The sequence below is a fragment of the Terrabacter sp. FW104-15G4B genome, from assembly GCF_058790095.1.
Map to the genome: position 1 here is coordinate 84,972 of NZ_JBYTCI010000006.1, position 20,756 is coordinate 105,727.

15 protein-coding genes and 1 tRNA gene are annotated in these 20,756 nt (G+C 73.3%); 11 read left to right on the forward strand and 5 right to left on the reverse strand.

The window, feature by feature from the left end; genetic code table 11:
• Nucleotides 1-4: 4 nt before the first annotated feature.
• Genes AC3WRT_RS07160 through AC3WRT_RS07170 form a run of 3 tightly spaced genes read left to right on the forward strand, consistent with a single transcriptional unit; the run spans nt 5 to nt 3,677 of the window.
• Nucleotides 5-1,138: a 4Fe-4S dicluster domain-containing protein gene (locus tag AC3WRT_RS07160; RefSeq protein WP_492720774.1), complete on the forward strand. Its 1,134-nt coding sequence runs from the start codon at nt 5-7 to the stop codon at nt 1,136-1,138.
• The gene (gene nrfD, locus AC3WRT_RS07165) at nt 1,135-2,250 is read left to right on the forward strand and encodes an NrfD/PsrC family molybdoenzyme membrane anchor subunit (RefSeq protein WP_492720775.1); all 1,116 of its coding nucleotides are present in this window, start codon (nt 1,135-1,137) and stop codon (nt 2,248-2,250) included. Before AC3WRT_RS07160 ends, nrfD begins: the two co-directional genes overlap by 4 nt.
• A gap of 59 nt (nt 2,251-2,309) precedes the next feature.
• Nucleotides 2,310-3,677, forward strand: a complete 1,368-nt coding sequence (locus tag AC3WRT_RS07170; protein ID WP_492720776.1) for an OFA family MFS transporter — start codon at nt 2,310-2,312, stop codon at nt 3,675-3,677.
• Nucleotides 3,678-3,701: 24 nt separating this feature from the next.
• Here AC3WRT_RS07170 and AC3WRT_RS07175 read toward each other — a convergent pair whose 3' ends face one another.
• Nucleotides 3,702-4,100, reverse strand: coding sequence for a rhodanese-like domain-containing protein (locus AC3WRT_RS07175; protein WP_492720777.1), 399 nt, complete (start codon nt 4,098-4,100; stop codon nt 3,702-3,704).
• An 18-nt stretch (nt 4,101-4,118) separates the two neighbouring features.
• Entirely contained in the window at nt 4,119-5,114 is a 996-nt protein-coding gene (selD, locus tag AC3WRT_RS07180; protein ID WP_492720778.1) for a selenide, water dikinase SelD, read from the reverse strand.
• Between the two features lie 49 nt (nt 5,115-5,163).
• Between selD and AC3WRT_RS07185 the strand changes: the two genes are divergently transcribed.
• From AC3WRT_RS07185 to AC3WRT_RS07210, 6 genes are all read left to right on the forward strand, one after another.
• A tRNA-Sec gene (locus AC3WRT_RS07185) sits at nt 5,164-5,259 on the forward strand.
• 34 nt (nt 5,260-5,293) lie between these two features.
• Entirely contained in the window at nt 5,294-6,622 is a 1,329-nt protein-coding gene (gene selA / locus AC3WRT_RS07190) for an L-seryl-tRNA(Sec) selenium transferase (RefSeq protein WP_492720779.1), read from the forward strand.
• Nucleotide 6,623: 1 nt separating this feature from the next.
• Nucleotides 6,624-8,486 (forward strand): SelB domain-containing protein, encoded by a 1,863-nt coding sequence (locus AC3WRT_RS07195; RefSeq protein WP_492720780.1) that lies wholly within the window; start codon nt 6,624-6,626, stop codon nt 8,484-8,486.
• A 129-nt stretch (nt 8,487-8,615) separates the two neighbouring features.
• Complete coding sequence (locus AC3WRT_RS07200) at nt 8,616-8,801, forward strand: universal stress protein (protein WP_492720845.1); 186 nt, start codon at nt 8,616-8,618, stop codon at nt 8,799-8,801.
• Nucleotides 8,802-8,902: 101 nt separating this feature from the next.
• Nucleotides 8,903-13,807, forward strand: coding sequence for an ATP-dependent helicase (locus tag AC3WRT_RS07205; RefSeq protein WP_492720781.1), 4,905 nt, complete (start codon nt 8,903-8,905; stop codon nt 13,805-13,807).
• Between the two features lie 219 nt (nt 13,808-14,026).
• On the forward strand, nt 14,027-16,129 hold the full coding sequence (locus AC3WRT_RS07210) for a multicopper oxidase family protein (RefSeq protein ID WP_492720782.1): 2,103 nt from the start codon (nt 14,027-14,029) through the stop codon (nt 16,127-16,129).
• A 58-nt stretch (nt 16,130-16,187) separates the two neighbouring features.
• Here the strand turns inward: AC3WRT_RS07210 and AC3WRT_RS07215 are convergent, their stop codons facing one another.
• Entirely contained in the window at nt 16,188-17,075 is an 888-nt protein-coding gene (locus tag AC3WRT_RS07215) for a hypothetical protein (protein ID WP_492720783.1), read from the reverse strand.
• A gap of 124 nt (nt 17,076-17,199) precedes the next feature.
• On the opposite strand from AC3WRT_RS07215, the gene AC3WRT_RS07220 reads away from it, so the two are divergent.
• Entirely contained in the window at nt 17,200-18,069 is an 870-nt protein-coding gene (locus AC3WRT_RS07220) for a DNA-formamidopyrimidine glycosylase family protein (protein WP_492720784.1), read from the forward strand.
• A gap of 69 nt (nt 18,070-18,138) precedes the next feature.
• Nucleotides 18,139-18,567, forward strand: a complete 429-nt coding sequence (locus AC3WRT_RS07225; protein ID WP_492720785.1) for a VOC family protein — start codon at nt 18,139-18,141, stop codon at nt 18,565-18,567.
• Here the strand turns inward: AC3WRT_RS07225 and AC3WRT_RS07230 are convergent.
• Nucleotides 18,544-19,473 carry a carbohydrate kinase family protein gene (locus AC3WRT_RS07230; RefSeq protein WP_492720846.1) on the reverse strand — a complete coding sequence of 310 codons (930 nt, stop codon included), beginning with the start codon at nt 19,471-19,473 and terminating at the stop codon, nt 18,544-18,546. The two genes, AC3WRT_RS07225 and AC3WRT_RS07230, sit on opposite strands and share 24 nt — an antisense overlap.
• Nucleotides 19,474-19,503: 30 nt before the next feature.
• Nucleotides 19,504-20,742 carry a hypothetical protein gene (locus AC3WRT_RS07235; protein WP_492720786.1) on the reverse strand — a complete coding sequence of 413 codons (1,239 nt, stop codon included), beginning with the start codon at nt 20,740-20,742 and terminating at the stop codon, nt 19,504-19,506.
• Nucleotides 20,743-20,756 lie beyond the last annotated feature (14 nt).

A 20,756-nucleotide genomic window follows, 5' to 3' on the forward strand; every position in this document is an offset into this window, starting at 1 on the left:
GCTGATGGGCTTCTGGCGCACCCAGCTCTCGGGACCCACCGACCCGGCAACGGATGCCGCGTGGGACCGACACGAGCCACGCAAGGGGTTCTTCACGGACACCTCCATCTGCATCGGCTGCAAGGCGTGCGAGGTGGCGTGCAAGGAGTGGAACGGCATCCCGGAGGACGGCCTCGACCTGCTCAACCAGTCCTACGACAACACCGGCGCCCTCGGTGCCAGCACGTGGCGGCACGTCGCCTTCGTGGAGCAATCGAGCGATCGCATCGAGAAAGCGCGGGAGTCGGGCCGTAAGCTCGTCTCCCTGGGTATGCCGTCGGTGCGCTCGGGCAACGAGGTTGCGCTCCCGGGCGGCGGAGGCGGCGGCACGGCCACCGCCACAAGCACCGCGCCCGGCGACGTGCGGTCCGGCGCGGCCGCGGGACCCGGTCCCACTGACACCGCGGTTCCCGACGTGCGCTGGCTGATGTCCTCCGACGTCTGCAAGCACTGTACCCACGCGGCGTGCCTCGACGTGTGCCCGACCGGCTCCCTCTTCCGCACCGAGTTCGGCAGCGTCGTGGTCCAGGACGACGTGTGCAACGGCTGCGGCTACTGCGTGGCGGCGTGCCCCTTCGGGGTCATCGAGCGCCGGCGCGGCGACGAGGGGCACGAGAAGACCGGTCAGTCGCACGGCATCAGCATCAAGGGCGCGCCCGGTGACGGCTCGCACAAGAACCCACCGTCGTACGCCGCGTCGAACGGCGAGGTCAAGAACGTCGGCATCGCCCAGAAATGCACCTTGTGCTACGACCGGCTGGGCGCCGGCCAGACCCCGGCGTGCGCCCAGGCGTGCCCGACCACCTCGATCAAGTTCGGCGACCTCGACGAGCTGCACGCCACTGCCCGGGCGCGAGTGGCCGAGCTGCACGAGCTCGGCTACCCCGAGGCCCGGCTCTACGGCGTCGACGACCGCGACGGCGTGGGCGGCACCGGCTCGACCTTCCTGCTCCTCGACGAGCCTGAGGTCTATGGCCTGCCGCCGGACCCCCGAGTCACCACGGCGGACCTGCCCGACATGTTCCGCAAGGCTGGCTATGCCGGTCTGGCGATGCTCGGCATGGCAGCTGCGGCGTTCGTGGGCAGGAGGCGCCCATGACGACCAACCCCTTCGACGCCGACCGGCCGCCGGAGCGCGAGCGCCGCCGCCACGACGGGGCCAAGGGCTCGGCCGGCCAGGACGGCGACCGTCCCCGCCGGCGCGACGAGTCGCTCATGGTCCCCGACATCACCTTCGACAGCTACTACGGGCGCCACATCGTCAAGCCGGCACCGTGGGAGAAGGAGGTGGCGACATACCTCTTCCTCGGTGGGGTCGCCGGTGGCTCCGCGCTGCTCGCTGCCGGTGGGGCGGCCCGTGGTTATCCGGCGCTGCGTCGGGCAGGCCGCGTTGCGGCGCTCGCCGCCGCCGCGCTGGGTGGCGGCGCCCTGGCGATGGACCTCGGCAAGCCCAGCCGCGCCCTCAACATGATGCGCACCGTCAAGCTGACCTCCCCGATGTCGGTCGGTTCGTGGATCCTCACCGCCTTCAGCGGCTTCTCGTCCATGGCCCTGGCGTCGGAGTTCGGCCCGCTGCTCATCGAACGCGGTTCCGGCGCAACCGGTCCCGGCACCGTCCTGACCCGGGTGTCGCGGCTCCTGGAGCTCGCGGACACTCCGGCGACGGCGGGGTCCGCGCTCTTCGGACCGCCGCTGGCGGCCTACACGGCGGTGCTGCTCGCCGACACTGCGACGCCGACGTGGCACGAGTCCTACCGCGAGCTGCCGTTCGTCTTCGTCAGCTCGGCCAACCTCGCCGCATCCGGGCTGGCCCTGCTCACCGTCCCCGCCCGCGAGAACGGCCCAGCCCGGCGACTGGCCGCCGTGAGCGCCGTCGTCGAGACGCTCGCCTTCGAACGCATGCAGCACAAGCTCGGTCCCCTCCTGTCGGAGCCGCTGCGCACCGGCAAGGCGGGCCGGCTGCTCAAGGCCAGCAAGATCCTCACCGTCGCGGGCGCCGTCGGCGCCCTGACGGTCGGCCGATCGAGGGTCGGCGCCGCCGTCAGTGGGCTCGCCCTGATGGCCGGGTCGGTGTGCACGCGCTTCGGGGTCTTCGAGGCGGGTATGGCATCAGCGATCGACCCGAAGTACACCGTGGAGCCGCAGCGCGAGCGTCTGGAACGTCGCCGGGCTGCAGGCGTGCTCGACGACTCCATCACGACCGCACGCTAGGAGCCCCACGAGATGCCGACCGGCGGCGCAACGGTGCGCCGTCGAGGAGAGGAGACGTCATGAGCAAGGCCGCCGTCGCACCGTCCGCCACCCACACCCAGGGCGGCAACCGCTGGCTCATCCTCGTCGCCGGGGTGCTCGTGCAGCTGGCCATCGGGGCCGTCTACGCGTGGAGCGTCTTCGCCAAGGCGCTGCAGAGCGACCAGGCCTTCGGCTGGTCGAAGTCCAAGGCCGCCGTGCCCTTCAGCGTCGTCATCGGGATGATCTTCATCGGCAGCTACGTCGGTGGCCGGATCCAGGACGCACGAGGTCCCCGCGTCGTGGCCATGACGGGCGGCGTCATCTATGCCGTCGGCGTCATCCTCGCGTCGTTCGCCCAGTCGCCCGACGCCTTCTGGCTGCTGGTGCTGGGCTACGGCGTCATCGGCGGGTTCGGCCTCGGCATGGTCTACATCGTGCCGATCGCCATGCTGCAGAAGTGGTTCCCCGACAAGCCGGGACTGATCACCGGTCTCGCCGTGGCAGGATTCGGCTTCGGCGCCGTCGTCACCGCACCCGTCGGACAGGCGCTCATCGACCAGACGCCGAGCGTGCCGACCAAGGCCTTCCTCTGGCTCGGCATCGGCTACCTCGTCATCCTGCTCGTCTGCACGTCCGTCTTCCGCAACCCGACCGTCCTGCCGGACCTCACCGCCGGCCCTGCCGACTCGGGAGGCGCGGCGGGCACGGCCGGCAGGGCAGACACGGCTGACGCGCACGGCGCGCGAGGCGGGGCCTCCACCGCCCCGGTGGACCGGGAGGACACCGCCGCTGCTCCGGCCGCAGGCGACTTCGAGCCGAGCGAGGCCCTGCACACGCGGCAGTGGTACCTGCTCACGGGGATCCTCACCATGAGCGTCATCGCGGGCATCTCGCTGATCGGCGTAGCCGCGGGGACGGCGAGCGACGTGGCCGGCTACTCGACCGCCGCCGCGGCCGCCCTCGTCGGCGTCCTGGGCCTCTTCAACGGCGCCGGCCGCATCTTCTGGGGCTGGCTGTCCGACCTCGTCGGCAAGATGCCGGCCTTCCTCGGGATCCTGGGCATCCAGGGCGTGTGCCTCCTGCTCATCCCGCACGTGTCCAACAAGGCGTTCTTCGCCGTCCTCGCAGCCCTCGTCTACCTCTGCTACGGCGGCGCCTTCGGCACGATGCCGTCGACGGCCGGGAAGTTCTTCGGCGTCAGGAACGTCGGCGCCATCTACGGCCTGATGCTCATCGGCTGGAGCATCGGCGGCGTCGTCGGACCGCTGCTCATCTCATCGCTGATCGGCAGCGAGAAGGCCTACACGCTGGGCTTCACCGTCATCGGCATCATCACCCTGGTCTCGCTCGTCATCCCGCTCGTGACGAAGCCGCCGCGGCACGAACGCGTCATGAGCCGTCGCTGACTCGGCGAGAACGCAGGTCTCCGGTCACTGGCGCACGTCGGCCGGTTCCTGCGTCGTCGGGAGCCCGGCCGCCAGCCACGCCTCGACGCCCCCGATGACGTCGGTGGCCAGGCTCAGCCCGATGCGCCGCAACGACTCGGCGGCGAACGAGCTGCTGTAGCCCTGGCGACAGATCACGATGACCCGCACGTCGGGCCCGCTCGCCTCGGGGATCCGCACCGGGCTGGTCGGGTCGAGCCGCCACTCCAGCACCGTGCGGTCGATGACGACCGCGCCCGGAAGATCTCCCTGCCGGGCCCGCTGCCGGTCCGTACGCGTGTCGACCAGCAGCGCCCCGGACGCCAGCTCCTCCCAGGCCTGCTCGGGCAGCAGCCGGCACAGCCGGTCTCGGGCCTGCTCGAGGACGTCGTCGACCGTGCTCATGGCGGGCACATACCCCGCTCATCGCACGATGAGGACCTTCTCGCCGCGCGGGACCAGCTCACCGATGACGGTGCCGCCGGGGATCTCGCCGGCGACGAGCAGTCCGCCGCTGGTCTGGGCGTCGGCGAGCAGGAGCAGCTCGTCGAGGTCGACGGAGGCGTCGAGGTGGGGCTGCACCCAGTCGAGGTTGCGCCGGCTGCCGCCGGGCACGAAGCCGTCGGCCAGCGAGGCACGCGCTCCCTCGAGGTAGGGGACGGCGGCGGCGTCGACGACGGCACTGACGCCGGAGGCGCGGGCCATCTTGTAGAGGTGACCGAGCAGGCCGAACCCGGTGACGTCGGTGGCGGCCCGCAGGCCGGCCGCCACGGCAGCCGCGCCGGCCTCCGCGTTGAGCGCGACCATCGAGGCGACCGCCTCCGGGAAGACCTCGCCGGTCGCCTTGTGGCGGTTGTTGAGGACCCCGACGCCGAGCGGCTTGGTGAGGCTGAGCGGCAGTCCCGCCTCGGCGGCGTCGTTGCGCAGCAACCGGTCGGGGTCGGCAACGCCGGTGACGGCCATGCCGTACTTCGGCTCCGGGTCGTCGATGCTGTGCCCGCCGGCGACGGGGCAGCCGGCGGCTCGGCCGACGTCGAGCCCACCGCGGAGCACCTCCGCCGCCAGCTCGGGCGGCAGCACGTCGCGCGGCCACCCCAGCAGGTTCACGGCCAGCACCGGGCGCCCGCCCATGGCATACACGTCGGAGAGGGCGTTGGCCGCGGCGATGCGGCCCCAGTCGTACGCGTCGTCGACGACGGGCGTGAAGAAGTCCGCGGTCGCGAGGATGGCGAGGCCGCCCTCGATGCGCACGGCTGCGGCGTCGTCGCCGTGGTCGAGCCCGACGATGAGGTCCGGATGGCTCTCGCCGGTGAGGCCGCGCACCATCTCCTCGAGCTCCCCGGGCGGGATCTTGCAGGCGCACCCGCCGCCGTGGGCGTACTGCGTGAGCCGGAGCGTGGGCTGCTGGGTCGCGACCATGGGACAACCCTAGGTCGGGGCCACGCGGCTGATGGGTACGGTGGCCCGTGGAGGTGTCTGGGCACCTGGTGGTCCCCCCGGTCTTCAAAACCGGTGAGGCCGAGCATCTCGGCCTGGCGGGTTCGATTCCCGTCCACCTCCGCCAGACCAGCAGGCGCGTCGAGGGCGAGGTGACGGCAGTGACCCCAGAGGTGGGGCAGACCGACCCGAGGCGCCGGATCCCGCGCACCGACGTCCTGCTTGCCGACCCGGCGCTCGTCGAGGCCAGCGCCCGGCACGGGCCGGCCGCCGTGCTGCGGGCGGTCAGGTCGGCCCAGGAGGAGGCCCGCGCGGGTCGCATCGCTCCCGAGGAGGTCGCCGCGGCGGCGCGGTCGGCGCTCCCGCTGTCCAGCACGATGCTGCGAACCCTGCTCAATGCCACCGGGGTGGTCGTGCACACCAACATCGGCCGGGCGCCCTTGTCCGACGCTGCCGTCGAGGCCGTCACCGCGGCCGCGGGCTACGTCGACGTCGAGTTCGACACCGGCACGGGCGCGCGGGCCCGGCGCGGCCGCGGCACGCTGGCCGCCCTGCGTGACGCCGTGCCCGCAGCCGGCGACGCCCTGGTCGTCAACAACGGCGCCGCTGCGCTCGTCCTCGCGACGACGGCTCTCGCGGCCGGACGCGACGTCATCGTCAGCCGGGGCGAGATGGTCGAGATCGGCGACGGCTTCAGGCTGCCCGACCTCATCGAGTCGACCGGCGCCCGGCTGCGTGAGGTCGGCACGACGAACCGCACCCGCGCCACCGACTACGCCGAGGCGGTCGGGCCCGACACCGGCTGCATCCTCAAGGTGCACCCGAGCAACTTCCGCGTCGAGGGCTTCACGGGCGCAGCATCCGTCGAGCAGCTCACCTCGCTCGGGGTCCCGCTCGTCGTCGACATCGGCAGCGGCCTGCTGGCGCCCGACCCGCTCCTGCCGGACGAGCCCGACGCGACCACGACGCTGCTCGCCGGCGCGACGGTCGTCACCGCCAGCGGCGACAAGCTGCTCGGCGGCCCGCAGGCCGGTCTGCTCCTCGGGGACGCGGCCACCGTGGAGCGCCTGCGCCGGCACCCGCTGGCCCGGGCGCTGCGGGTCGACAAGCTCACGCTCGCTGCCCTCGAGGCGACGCTCCGCGGCCCGGTGCCGCCGGTGACGGCCTACCTCCACGCCGACGCGACGGCGCTTCGGGCGCGGACCGAGCGGATGGCATACGCCCTCGGCTCGGCCGACCTGCCCGTCGACGTCGTGGACGTGGAGGGGCGCGTCGGCGGCGGCGGTGGGCCCGGCGTGCCGCTGCCCGGCTGCGCGCTCGCCCTCCCGGAAGGGTGCGCGGAGCTGTTGCGCACCGGCGAGCCGGGAGTGGTCGCGCGGGTCGAGCGGGGACGGTGCCTGGTGGACCTGCGCTGCGTGCCCGAGCCGTCCGACGGCGACGTCGAGCGCGCCGTCCGGGCCGCCCTCGCCGCCCTGGCCAGCGGGGGCTGAGGTGCGGGTCGTCGCCACGGCCGGGCACGTCGACCACGGCAAGTCGACGCTCGTGCGCGCCCTCACCGGCATCGAGCCGGACCGGTGGGAGGAGGAGCACCGGCGCGGGATGACCATCGACCTGGGGTATGCGTGGACGGCCCTCCCGTCCGGTGAGCAGATCGCGTTCGTCGACGTCCCGGGCCACGAGCGCTTCATCGGCAACATGCTCGCCGGGCTCGGCCCAGCCCCGGCGGTCGTGCTCGTCGTCGCCGCCGACGAGGGCTGGCGCCGGCAGTCCGAGGAGCACCTCGCAGCGGTCGACGCCCTCGGCCTCGACCGTGGACTGCTCGTCGTGACGCGCAGCGACCTCGCCGACCCGGCGCCCGCGCTCGCCGAGGCCCGCGGGCGGGTCTCCCGGTCGTCGCTGGCAGGGTGCGAAGCGCTCGCCGTGTCGGCGCACACCGGAGCGGGGCTCGACGAGCTCCGGTCGGCCCTCGACCGGCTCGTGGCAACCCTCCCCACTCCGCGCACGGGTGGCCGCGCGCGGCTCTGGGTGGACCGCTCGTTCACGATCCGTGGTGCGGGGACCGTCGTGACGGGCACCCTGGGCGAGGGGACCCTGCGGCCCGGCGACGAGCTGGCACTGCGTGGACCGGACGGGCGCGAGCGCCGCGCCACGGTGCGAGGGCTGCAGGCCCTCGAGCGGCCGCGCGACGAGGTGGCGGCGGTGGCACGCGTCGCGGTGAACCTGCGCGGAGTCGGCGCTGACGAGATCGGTCGTGGCACAGTCCTGCTCACGCCGGATGCCTGGCACGTCACGAGCACCCTCGACGTCGTCGAGGCGGCGTCGGCCGGCGTGGGGGAGTCCGGCGAGTGGGTTGGGTCCGGCGGCTCTGGTGGGCCCCGCGAGCTGCCGTCGCGACTGATGCTCCACGTCGGCACGCTCGCGGTCGAGGTGCACGCGCGACCCCTGGGAAGCACTCGCGGCGGCCGCCTCGCCGTGCGTCTCGCCCTGCCGGCCGAGCTGGCGCTCGCCGCGGGCGACCGCGTCATCCTGCGCGACCCCGGGTCCCGAGCCGTCACCGGCGCGATGGTCGTGGACGTCGACCCGCCCCGGCTCGAGCGGCGGGGTGCCGCGGCCCGACGAGCCGTCGAGGTCGGCTCGTTGACCGGCACGCCCGACCTCGTGCGGGAGGTCGCGCGCCGTGAGGCGCTGACCGTCCTGCAGGCGCGTCGCCTCGGCATCCCGGTCGAGGACGACGGCGACGTCGGGGACTCGCCGGCGGCAGGCGTCACGCGGCGGGGCCGCTGGCTCGTCGACGACGCAGCCTGGACGCGGTGGGGTCGGCGCTTGCGGGCGGCTGTCGCCGCGCGCGCCGAGGCCGAGCCGCTCGACCCGGCGCTCAGCCTCGAGGCCGCGCGGGCGGCCGCCGGCGTCCCCGACCGGGCGCTGGTGCCTGAGCTCGCCGCCGCGTGCGGGCTGGAGTCGCGGGACGGCAGGATCGCCCTTCCGGGTGCGGCGGCGACGCTGGCACCGGCCGTCGAGGCCGCGCTGCGCCTCATCGAGCAACGGCTCGGCGAGCGGCCCTTCGCCTCTCCCGAGCAGCGTGAGCTCGAGGCCGCCGGGCTCGGCCCCCGCGAGGTCGCTGCCGCGGTGCGCGCCGGCCGGCTGCTGCGGCTTCCCGACGACGTGCTGCTGCTGCCGTCCGCGCCAGCCCGGGCCATGCGCGTCCTGGCTGCCCTGCCGCAGCCCTTCACCACGAGCGACGCCCGCGTCGCCATGGACTCGACCCGGCGCACCGTCATCCCGCTGCTCGAGCACCTCGACGGGCGCGGCTGGACCCGGCGGCTGGACGGCTCGCACCGTGAGGTGCGGCGCTGACGCGGGACGGGACCACTGGCCCCGAGCTTAAACGTCCCGGTCGACGGGAACTGACGGCCCGACCTCGATGCCGGCACGGTCCTCAACGACACGCGCGCGAAGGTCTTCGGGGACGAGCGCCCACCCGGCCTGGAGGCGCTCGTCGAGCACGGGACACCCCGGACCGTCCGCGTCAAGGCCGGTGAGGGGGCCTCGCTCCTGATCGTCGGCAGCCGGGGTCACGGCGGCTTCGCCGGGTTGCTGCTCGGGTCGGTCAGCTCCGCGTGCTCCGAGCACGCACACTGCCCCGTGCTGGTGTTCCACGACCGCCACTGACGTACCTGACGTCCCGCTGGCCGGCGCGCCGGACGGCATACGCCAGTCCGTGCAGTCCGGCGGCTCTTGCCGTGTCGGTGGGGGATGGCAGGCTGGGCCCGATGGCGAAGGGCAAGCGGGCTGACGTGCTCGACCGTTTCTCTCCGGCGACCGCCGCGTGGTTCCGGAGCAGCTTCAACGCGCCCACCACCGCCCAGGCGGGGGCGTGGGACGCGATCAGCTCGGGTCACCACACCGTCGTCGTGGCGCCGACCGGGTCGGGCAAGACGCTGTCGGCGTTCCTGTGGGCCATCGACCGGATGGCGAGCCAGCCCGTGCCCGAGGAGCGCCTCGAGCGCTGCCGCGTCCTCTACGTCTCGCCGATGAAGGCGCTCGCGGTCGACGTCGAGCGCAACCTGCGCGCGCCCCTTGTGGGCATCGGCCACGCCGCCGCCCGGCTCGAGCTGGCGCCGCCGGACATCAGCGTGAGCGTCCGGTCGGGCGACACCCCGGCCAACGAGCGCCGGGCGTTCGCGCGCACGCCCACCGACATCCTCATCACCACCCCCGAGTCGCTCTTCCTCATGCTCACCTCGTCGGTGCGCGAGGCGCTCAAGGGCGTCGAGACGGTCATCGTCGACGAGGTCCACGCCGTCGCGGGCACCAAGCGGGGGGCGCACCTCGCGCTCACGCTCGAGCGCCTCGACGCCCTGCTGCCCCGTCCCGCCCAGCGGGTCGGGCTCTCGGCCACGGTCCGCCCCGTCGAGGAGGTTGCCCGTTACCTCGCCGGTGGCCGTCCGGTCGAGATCGTCCAGCCCGCGTCGACCAAGCAGTGGGAGCTCGACGTCGTCGTGCCCGTCCCCGACATGGGAGAGCTGTCCGGCGCTCCCGCCGAGATCTCGCCGGGGGTGCCCGACCTCTCGGGTCCGGCCGCCGGCAACGCGCCGCAGGCGAGCATCTGGCCGCACGTCGAGGAGCGCATCGTCGACCTCATCGCCGACCACCGCTCGACGCTCGTGTTCGCCAACTCCCGCCGCCTCGCCGAGCGGCTCACATCGCGACTCAACGAGATCTGGGAGGAGCGCCTCGCCGAGCAGGAGGGACTGCCCGTGCCCAGCCTCGCCGCGCTCTCGACGAAGCCGCCGGCCCAGGTCATGGCCCAGGCCGGAGTCTCGCAGGGCGCTCCGGCCGTGCTGGCCCGCGCCCACCACGGCTCCGTCAGCAAGGAGCACCGCGCCTCCATCGAGGAGGACCTCAAGGCCGGGCGCCTGCCGGCCGTGGTCGCCACGAGCAGCCTCGAGCTCGGCATCGACATGGGCGCGGTCGACCTCGTCATCCAGGTCGAGAGCCCGCCGTCGGTGGCGAGCGGCCTCCAGCGTGTCGGCCGTGCCGGCCACCAGGTGGGCGCCGTCAGCAAGGGCGTGCTGTTCCCCAAGTTCCGGGGGGATCTCGTGCAGACCGCCGTCGTCGTCGAGCGCATGCGGGCGGGCGCCATCGAGTCGCTGCGCGTCCCGGCCAACCCCGTCGACGTGCTCGCCCAGCAGGTTGTCGCGATGTGCGCCATGGATGACTGGAGCGTCGCCGACGTCGAGGCGCTCGTGCACCGGTCGGCGAGCTTCGCCTCGCTGCCGCGCTCGGTGCTCGAGGCGACCCTCGACATGCTCGCCGGCCGCTACCCGTCCGACGAGTTCGCCGAGCTGCGCCCGCGCATTGTCTGGGACCGCGTCACCGACACGCTCTCCGGCCGCCGCGGCGCCCAGCGCCTTGCCGTGACGAGCGGCGGCACCATCCCCGACCGGGGGTTGTATGCCGTGTTCCTCGCCTCCGGGGAGGGGCCCGGTCGCAGGGTCGGCGAGCTCGACGAGGAGATGGTCTACGAGTCGCGCGTCGGTGACGTCTTCACCCTCGGCACGTCGACGTGGCGCATCGAGGACATCACCCACGACCGTGTCCTGGTGACGCCGGCGCCGGGGCAGGCAGGCAAGCTGCCGTTCTGGAAGGGCGACCAGCAGGGCCGCCCGGCCGAACTGGGCCGGGCCCTGGGCGGTTTCGTCCGCGAGATCGTCGGCCTCAGCCCGGAGCGGGCCCGTGCCCGCGTGACCGCCGCGGGACTCGACGAGTGGGCGGCCGACAACCTCATCGGCTACCTCACCGAGCAGAAGGAGGCGACGCGGCACGTCCCCGACGACCGCACCATCGTCGTCGAGCGCTTCCGCGACGAGATCGGTGACTGGCGCGTCGCGGTCCTCTCGCCCTTCGGCGGCCAGGTGCACGCGCCGTGGGCGCTCTGCGTCGCGGCCCGGATGCGTGAGCGCTTCGGCATCGACGTGCAGGCCATGCACGGCGACGACGGCATCGTCTTCCGGCTGCCCGACCTCGAGTTCGAGGACGGCGCGGCGATCGGGCAGCAGCTCGTCGAGCTCGTCACCCTCGAGCCGGAGGAGGTGAGTGAGCTCGTCACGCAGGAGATCGGCGGATCCGCTTTGTTCGCAGCGCGATTCCGCGAGTGCGCGGCACGAGCCCTGCTCCTGCCGCGCCGCCGCCCCGACCGCCGCCAGCCGCTGTGGCAGCAGCGCCAGCGTGCCGCGCAGCTGCTCGAGGTCGCCAGCCAGTACCCCAGCTTCCCGATCGTCCTCGAGGCGGTGCGCGAGTGCGTCCAGGACGTCTTCGACGTGCCGGGCCTCGTCGAGCTGATGGGCGACATCCGCTCGCGCGCGGTCAAGGTCATCGACATCGAGTCCAACCAGCCGAGCCCCTTCGCCAAGTCGCTCGTCTTCGGCTACGTCGCGCAGTACCTCTACGAGGGCGACTCCCCGCTCGCGGAGCGCCGAGCCGCCGCGCTCGCGCTGGACCCGTCGCTGCTGTCCGAGCTGCTCGGCCAGGGCGAGGCCCTCGCGCTGCGCGACCTGCTCGACCCCGAGGCCGTCGCCCGCACCGAGGCCGAGCTGCAGCGGCTGACGCCCGAGCGAGGTGCACGGGACGCCGAGGACGTCGCCGACCTGCTCCGCGTGCTCGGCCCGCTCTCGGTGCGTGACGTCGTCGCCCGGGCGGCCGAGGGCTTCGAGCCGGCCGCCGTCGAGTCGGCTCTCACGGAGCTCGAGGCGGCCCGCCGGGTTCTCGCCGTGCGCGTCGGCGGAGAGGACCGCTGGGCCGCCATCGAGGACGCCGCCCGCCTGCGCGACGCCCTCGGCACCGCGCTGCCGGTCGGGGTGCCCCAGGTGTTCCTCGAGCCGGTGCCCGACCCGCTCGCCGACCTCGTCGCGCGGTTCGCCCGCACCCACGGCCCCTTCGCGGTCCAGACCGTGGCGGCGTGGTGGGGTGTCGGGCCTGCCGTCGTCCACGACGCCTTGCGCCGGCTCGTCTCGGCCGGCCGGGTCGTCGAGGGCGAGCTCCTCCCCGCCGAGAACGGCGGTGGCCACGGCCCCGAGTTCTGCGACGCCGAGGTGCTCCGGCTGCTCCGTCGCCGGTCCCTCGCCGTGCTGCGCCACGAGGTCGAGCCCGTCGCCCAGCCCGACCTCGCCCGCTTCCTGCCCCAGTGGCAGGGTGTCGGCGGGGGGCTGCGGGGACGAGAGGGCCTGCTCCGCGCCGTGGAGCAGCTGACCGGCGCGGTCCTGCCGGCGAGCGCCCTCGAGTCGCTCGTCCTGCCGGCTCGCGTCGCCGACTACCGCCCGGCCCTGCTCGACGAGGTGATGAGCTCCGGCGAGGTCGTCTGGCGCGGGCACGGCTCGCTCCCCGGCGACGACGGCTGGGTCAGCCTGCACCTGGCCGACGCCGCGCACCTCACCCTGACCCCGCCAGAGGTCGTGGAGCTCACCGACGACGAGCGCGCCGTCCTCGACGCTCTCGAGGGTGGCGGCGCGTACTTCTTCCGAGCCCTCTCGAGGCGCGTCGGCCTCGGCGACACCGAGCTGGGCGACGCGCTGTGGTCGCTGCTCTGGTCGGGCCGCGTCACCAACGACACCATCGCGCCGCTGCGCGCGCTCCTCGCCGGCGGCCGCACCGCCCACAAGCGCACCTCGTCCGGCCCCCGGTCGACCAGGTATGCCGGCCGGCGCGGTTCGCTGGGTCGCTTCGGTTCGCTGCGCGGTCCCCTCGCCGGCACGAGCTCGGCGCAGGTCGAGGCGGCGGAGGACGCCGCGGCGACCAAGGCGCTCGCCGCGAGTCGGGCGGTCGGGTCCGGGCCCTCGACCGGTGTCGGTCGCTGGACGGCGCTGCCTCCCGCGGAGACCGACCCCACCGTGCGCGCCGTCACCAACGCCGAGCTGCTCCTCGACCGCTACGGCGTGCTGACCCGAGGCTCGGTCGTCACCGAGGACGTCCCCGGAGGCTTCGCGGCCGTGTACCGGGTCCTCGCCGCCGCCGAGGAGGCCGGGAAGGTGCGGCGCGGCTACTTCGTCGAGGGCCTCGGCGCCTCGCAGTTCGCCTCGACGGGCGCGGTCGACCGGCTCCGCTCGATGTCGAGACTGCCCGGCGGCGCCGACGACCCCGGTGCCGGCGGGCGCCGGGTGGACCCGGCGGACGGCGACGAGTGGCTCGGGGCCTCGCCCGCCGCGGCTCCCGGGCGCGGCGGCCAGCGGGCTCGCGAGCGCACCGGACCGCCGGCGCTGGTTCTCGCGGCGAGCGACCCCGCCAACCCGTACGGCGCAGCGATCGGCTGGCCGGAGCGCGGGCTGACCGACGCTGCCGAGGAGCCCGACGCCGACGAGACCGCGGCCAGGACCCGGTCCCGCCGCAAGGGCCACCAGCCGGGACGCAAGGCCGGCGCCCTCGTCGTCCTCGTCGACGGCGAGCTCGTGCTCTACGTCGAGCGCGGGGGCAAGACGATGCTGTGCTGGTCCGACGACCCCGAGCACCTCCAGGCTGCGGCCGACGCCCTGGCCCTTGCCGTTCGCGAGGGTGCACTCGGCAGACTGACCGTCGAGAAGGCCGACGGCGCCTCGGTGCTCGGCTCCGACCACCCACTCGTCCAGGCGCTCTCGCACGCCGGCTTCCACATGACCCCGCGAGGCCTCCGCTTGCGTCGCTGAGCTGCGCTCGACCGTGGCTCGTCCGCGGTCAAGAGTGCGAGAAATGTTGACAAACAAGGGAATCCTCACCGGCTCCCGTGCACTCGGCTCACAGGGAATTCCCAATCACCGCTCTGGCGCCACCCGCTGGTGCCACGCTGGTCGAGGGGAGCGCCAGGACTCGTTGGCCGGGGCGGTGGCCATGAGCCATCGGTCGTTGCAAAGGGACGGGTGGGGACCGTGAGCGGACGTGACGATGAGGTGCGGGGCCGGCCACTGAGCCGGCGGGCCTTCATCCGGGCAGCGGGGGTGGCGGGTGCCGGATTCGTGCTCTACACCTACGCGCCGGGTGGGACGAGTCGGGCGGTGGCCGCCATCCCGGGCGGCACGCTGGACCCTGCGGGGGTGCCGAAGTTCGTCACGCCACTGCTCATCCCACCGGCGATGCCTCGCGCCGGCACGGTGACTCTCAGGGGTGGCCAGAACGCGGACTACTACGAGATCTCGGTGAAGCAGTTCCGCCAGCAGATGCTTCCCGCAGGACTGCCGGCGACCATGGTGTGGGGCTACGGGCCGCTTAGCTCGGCGAGCAAGAGGGGCCTGTTGCTCCACCACGCTCCCTCACTCACGATCGAGGCGAGGTGGCGGCGGCCGGTCCGCATCAAGTGGGTCAACGGTCTCGTGGACGACCACGGCAACTACCTGCCGCACCTGCTGCCGGTCGACCCGACGCTGCACTGGGCCAACCCGCCCGGCGGCACCACGGACCGCGACATGCGGCCGACCTTCGCGGCCACTCCCGGGCGGTACGAGGGACCGGTGCCCATGGTCGTGCACGTGCACGGCGCCGTGGGCGTCGGCGACGAGAGCGACGGCTACCCCCAGGCGTGGTACCTCCCGGCCGCCAGGAACATCCCCGGCGGCTACGCCACGACGGGTACCTGGCACTCCTTCTTCAAGCGCAAGGCCGCCAACGGGTTCGGCGCGAGCTGGAGGCAGGGATACGCCGTCTTCCAGTACCCGGTGAACCAGCGGGAGTCGACCCTCTGGTACCACGACCACACTCTCGGCATGACGCGCGTCAACGTGTATGCCGGACCAGCCGGCTTCTTCCTCGTCAGAGGGGGACCTGAGGGCGAGCGGGCGATCCGTGACCGCCGGACCCGCCGCACTGCGGTGCTGCCTGGGCCGGCGCCCAGAGAGAGAGACCGGTTCCCGTCCCGCAAGACGTACTACGAGATCCCCCTCGCGATCCAGGACCGTGCCTTCAACGCGGACGGCTCGCTCTTCTATCCCGACAGCCGCGAGTTCTTCGACGCTGCCACGGCGCACAAGCCGGGCTACATCCCTGACTCCGACCTCTCCCCGATCTGGAACCCCGAGTTCTTCGGCAACACGCTCATCGTCAACGGCAACACGTGGCCCTTCCAGCAGGTCGAGCAGCGGCGGTACCGCCTGCGGGTCCTCAACGGCTGCCAGGCCCGGTTCCTCATCCTGGACTTCGGGCGGATCCCCGGCGTCGCGGCCTGGGCCATCGGCAACGAGGGTGGCTTCCTGGCCACCCCCGTGGACCTCACTGGCGACAACCAGAACCGGCTGCTGATGTCGCCGGCGGAGCGGGCCGACCTCATCGTGGACTTCACCGACGTCCCGGTGGGCAGGTACGTCCTTCGCAACGTGGGGCCGGACGAGCCCTTCGGTGGCGGTGCGCCGGACGACGACTTCGACTCTGCAGACCCTGCCACGACCGGGCAGGTGCTGCAGTTCCGGGTGGTCCCGGCGGTCGCTCCCGATCCGAGCACCCCTGCGCAGTTCCTCGTCATGCCGCCTGTTCCTCCACTTCCCACCGCCACGCGCACCCGACGGCTCGCCCTCGTCGAGATCGCCTCCAGTGTCTGGGATGGGCCCGCGCAGGCGATGCTCGGCGACCTGGACGCCGACGACCTGCCGGTCGGGATGATGTGGGAGGAGGGCGTGACCGAGAATCCCGGTGTCGGCGACACGGAGGTCTGGGAGATCCACAACTTCACCGCAGACGCCCACCCCATTCACGTCCACGAGACGACGTTCGAGGTCCTCAACCGCCAGGGGCTGGTCGTCAACGCCGAGGGAGAGGCCGAGCCTCCGGCTCGGCTCGTCGGCCCTCCTCGTCCGCGAGAGCCCTGGGAGAGCGGCTTCAAGGAGACGGTCACCGCCTATCCCGGCGAGGTGACCCGGATTCGCGCGAGGTTCAGCCGGGCCGGCCAGTTCGTCTGGCACTGCCACATCCTCGAGCACGAGGACAACGAGATGATGCGGCCCTACCGGATCGGGCCGGCGCAGCCTGGTCAGCCATCACCCTGACCAGGCGCTGACGAGGGCCGGCACCGAGGTCGGACGGGGCGGACCGACTCAGGCCGTCTCACCGGAAGGGATCGTCATCGGCCATCGTCACGGCGCTCGGCGCCGTCGGCCGCCACTCGAGGGAGGGAAGCGTGCCGAGGTGGACCCGCAAGTCCGGCCGGGCGGCATACCACCCGATGAGCGCGGTGAGCGCCGGGCCGCTGACCGAGAGGTACGCGACGGGCACCGCGACCCTCCCGGGAGCCGGCCGGTCCGTGACGTCGAGCGGGATGTCCACGGGGAAGGTGCGCGTTCCGGCGAGCTCCTCGGCTCCATGCAGGCCGTGCGCAAGGTCGTCGGGCTCCCCAGTGACGGCCTCCCAGGGAACGCTTGTCGAGCGCACGCCCCAGCGCAGCTCGATGGCCGTCGGCGTCAGGTAGACGCCACCCGGGGACACCCGGCCCAGCACGAAGGGCAGCAGCCGTGAGCCGGCCGCGAACGCAAGCAGGCCGACGAGCGCGGCGACCCACGCCACCCCGGCCGTTAGCACGACCATGAAGACGCACCAGGCGGTGATGAGGACCGCGTTCGTCAGCGGTGTCGCGAGGGCAGCCCGCGAACGCGGGACGGCCGTCGAGACAGCACCGGAGGGCGCGGGGGAGAGCACGAGCCGGCCGGGTCGCCGGCCGCTCCACCACCAACGCGAAACCGCCTCGACCAGCCACATCACCGCTCCCGCCGTGACGAGCGCGAAGCCACCGACGCCTAGCGACCGCAGCCACAGGGGCTCGTTGCGAGTCACCAGCAGGAGGGCCACCTGCACTGTGGCCGAGATCGCCACGAGGGCGAGATCGACGAGGATGAGCGCGACGTACGTGCCGGCACGTTCACGGTCGAGCAGCCGCCGGATGAACGCCGGGCCGTTGCGGGCGCCCCAGGCCCCGGCTGAGGCGTAGGGGCCGATCACGGGACATCGGAGTCGGTGACGGGCACGTCGCGATGCTATTGCGACCACCACGCGTGCGCCGCCCCTGAATAGGCTGGACGGACGCGCAACCGCGCACGAGGACGACCAGTCAGCAGGAGGTGCCGTGCCCGAGGGAGACACAGTCTGGCGCACGGCCACCCGGCTCCACGAGGCGCTCGCGGGGCGCGAGATCGTCGAGTCGGACCTGCGCTGGCCCGAGATCTCCACCGCCGACCTCACGGGCCGTACGACGCTCGAGGTGGTCAGCCGCGGCAAGCACGTGATGCACCGGGTGGAGGGCGGCCTCACCCTGCACTCGCACCTGCGGATGGAGGGTCAGTGGCGCATCGAGGCCACGCCCGGGCTCGCCGGCCGGTGGCGGCGCAACCCTCAGCTGCGGGCCCTCGTCGCCGCACCGGACTGGACGGCCCTCGGGCTGCGGCTCGGGATGCTCGACCTCGTGCCGACGGCCCACGAGGCGGACGTCGTGGGACACCTCGGCCCCGACGTCCTCGGGCCCGACTGGGATGCCGCCCGCGCCGCGGACAACGTGATGGGCAGCCCCGTGCCGGTGGGACAGGCGCTGCTCGACCAGCGCAACCTTGCCGGGGTCGGCACGATGTGGTGCGCGGAGACGCTCTTCCTCGAGCGCGTGCCGCCCTGGGCTACCGGCGAGACGCTCGGGCGTGGGACCGTCGAGCGCATCGTGGCCAGGGCCCACCGGCTGATCGACAACGGTCGCCGTCATGCGGTGCAGTCGAGCACCGGCAGCTACCGCAACGACGAGACGCACTACGTGCACGCGCGCAGCGGCCGGCCGTGCCGACGCTGCGGCACCACGGTCCGGGTCGCGATGATCGGTGAACCGACCCGCGAGCGCACGATGTTCTACTGCCCGGGCTGCCAGGGCGGCCTGGGACCGACCGACGACGGGCGACCCCAGTCGCCGCTGGGTTCCGACCGGGGCGCCGCCCGTTCACGCCGCTCCTACTGAAAGCGCCACCGCACGGCACGCTGCAGTCCTACCGTGGTGGCGTCCACCCCTCCCGGAAGGAGCACGATCATGGCGACCCGCCTCAACCCGTACATCGGTTTCAAGGACGACGCCAGAGCGGCGATGGAGTTCTACCAGAAGGTCTTCGGGGGCGAGCTGAACGTGTCGACCTTCGCCGACTTCGGCAACAGCGGTCCTGACGCCGACAAGGTGATGCACGCCCAGCTGGAGACGCCCAGCGGCTACACGATCATGGCCTCGGACAACCCCGAGGGCAGGCCCTACGAGTCAGGTTCCAACATCACGGTGAGCCTCAGTGGCGACGACAACGGTGAGCTGCACCGCTACTGGGAAGGGCTCTGCGATGGTGGCACGGTGACCATGCCCCTCGAGAAGCAGGTGTGGGGCGACGAGTTCGGCATGGTGACCGACCGCTTCGGCACGGCCTGGCTACTGAACATCGCCGGTGAGAGGTCAGGAGAACCCGCGCCCGCCTGACGCTCCGCCGAAGTGCTCGTCGAGCCGGCGAGCGAGCTCGTCGGCGTCGATGAGGCTCGAGTGCGTCCCCGCCGTGCCGCACGCCCAGGCGCCTGCCACCGTGCCGGCGCGGGCGGCGGCGCGCGCGTCCCCGCCCGACAGCCAGGCGTGCAGGAACGCCGAGACGTAGGCGTCTCCGGCGCCGTTGGAGTCGACGGCGGTCCGGCCCGTGAGGTCCACCGCCGGCTCGGCGAACGAGCCACCGTCGCGGACCGTCACGCGGCTGCCGCTGGCACCGTCCATGACCACGACGAGGCGTGCGCGCCCTCGGTCGAGCACGTCGGCGACGACGTCGTCCTCGACCCCCTGCAGGCGCGAGCCGGAGACGAAGACGAGGTCGGCGGCATACGCGAACGGCTGGTGGTGCGGGTTGCGCCCGTCCCAGTCGTGCAGGTCGGTCGACGTGGTCAGCCCGGCGGCCGTGGCGTCCTCGAGCGCCCCGACCGTCCACGGCATGATGGAGGCGTGCACGTGCCGGGTCAGGGCCAGCGGTCGGCGCCAGAGGGCCGGGTCGGGCGCGAGGTCGTAGGGATGGCGTGGGTCGTAGAGCGACATCCTCCGACCGGTCGGGTCGACGAGGTTGACCGCCCGACGGGTGCCGCTCGGGTGGACGACGTGCTCGAAGCGCAGGGCCTCGGCGGCGAAGCGGGACAGCAGCATCCGCCCCTCGTGGTCGTCGCCGATGACGTCGACGAAGCACGTGGCCAGGCCGAGGCGGTGGCAGCCGAGCGCCACCCCGCTGCCCGTGTGCCCCACGACCGTGTCGATGGGCGGTACGACGTGGGAGTCGGCGAGCGGGACGGGCAGGGAGTCGACGCGCACGATGGTGTCGACGCCGGCGCCGCCGACGACGAGGACGTCAGTCATCACGGCCACATTGTGCACGGCCGACCGTGGTCACGGCCGCGTGACACTGAGCAGCCCGAGGCACATCTCGTCGGTGGTGCCCTCGCCCCAGACCACGTAGCGCTCGGGAAGGCCCTGCAGGTCAGGCAGCTTGTCGCGCCAGGCCTGGTCGTGCGTGCAGCTGACTCGGATGGAGTCACCGGGCTCGATTGTCGTCGCCGGGATCGGCACGGCTCCCTGGTTGTCGAAGTCCCACGTCTTGATGTCGAGGAGCGTGCGCGCCCGAGGGGTGTCCGGGTTCAGGTCGATGCGCAGCGAGGACCCGAGCAGGTGCATGTGTCCGGCGACGGCGCGGATGGTCGCGGCCTGCTCGATCTTGCGGGTGCAGGACTGGGTCGGGCCGGGAGTCGGGATGATGGTGCCCTGGCAGACGAGCAGCAGGCCGTTGACGATGGGTGCCGACATGGCGCCGAAGCGCTTCGCGACGTCGGCCACGGCCGCGCTCCGGTCGCAGAGCGGGCCGGACTTGCCCGAGCGGCAAGGGAGCTCGACCGGGGCGGGGTAGAGCATGGTCTCCAGCGCCTTGAGCTTCGTGGAGGCCGAGAGGCGCAGCTTCACCGAGGTCCGGTCCGGGGTGACGCCGTGGCGCAGGTTGTAGTGGACCTGCATGACGAGCAGCGAGCCGCGCTCCATCGGGATGCCCACGTCAGCCGGTAGGACGTTCTCCCGGCCACCCGGGGCCCACGCCCCGACCCACGGTGCGTCATCGAGGCTGCCGCCGCGCGAGCCGAGGCCCGCGCCGCCGAAGCACGTCCAGCCCGTGCCGCCCGACTCGGCATCACGGGCCCTTGCCGCCGCTGCCCCGGAGGGTGGCACCCGGAAGAGGATGACGTGGTGCACCTCCTGCGGCTGCCCGGGCGCGATGTCGAAGCCGGTGACGAACTCGTCGCGCATGAGCTTCGGGTCCAGGACGAAGCAGCGGTAGTCGTCCGTGCCGATGGTCGGCGCCTTCGGCGTGTAGGAGACCGGGGGCGTCACCGTGCCCACGGTCTCCCCGGCGCGCAGCGCCGCCGGGGCGACGGGGGCGACCGGCTTCGCGGTCGCATGGCCGGATGTCTCCGTCGTGCCGCCCGTGCCCGGACCCGTGGAGGTGATCGGGCCGGTGTGGCCCGCCGCGTGGCCCTGGAGATGGGCCTGCGCCGCCGGGTTCGGCGTGCCGCACCCCGCCGCGAGCAGCGCGAGCGCCGCCAGTGCTGCAGCCATGGCGGGCAGGCCGCGTCGAGTCCTCATGCCGTCAGTCTAGG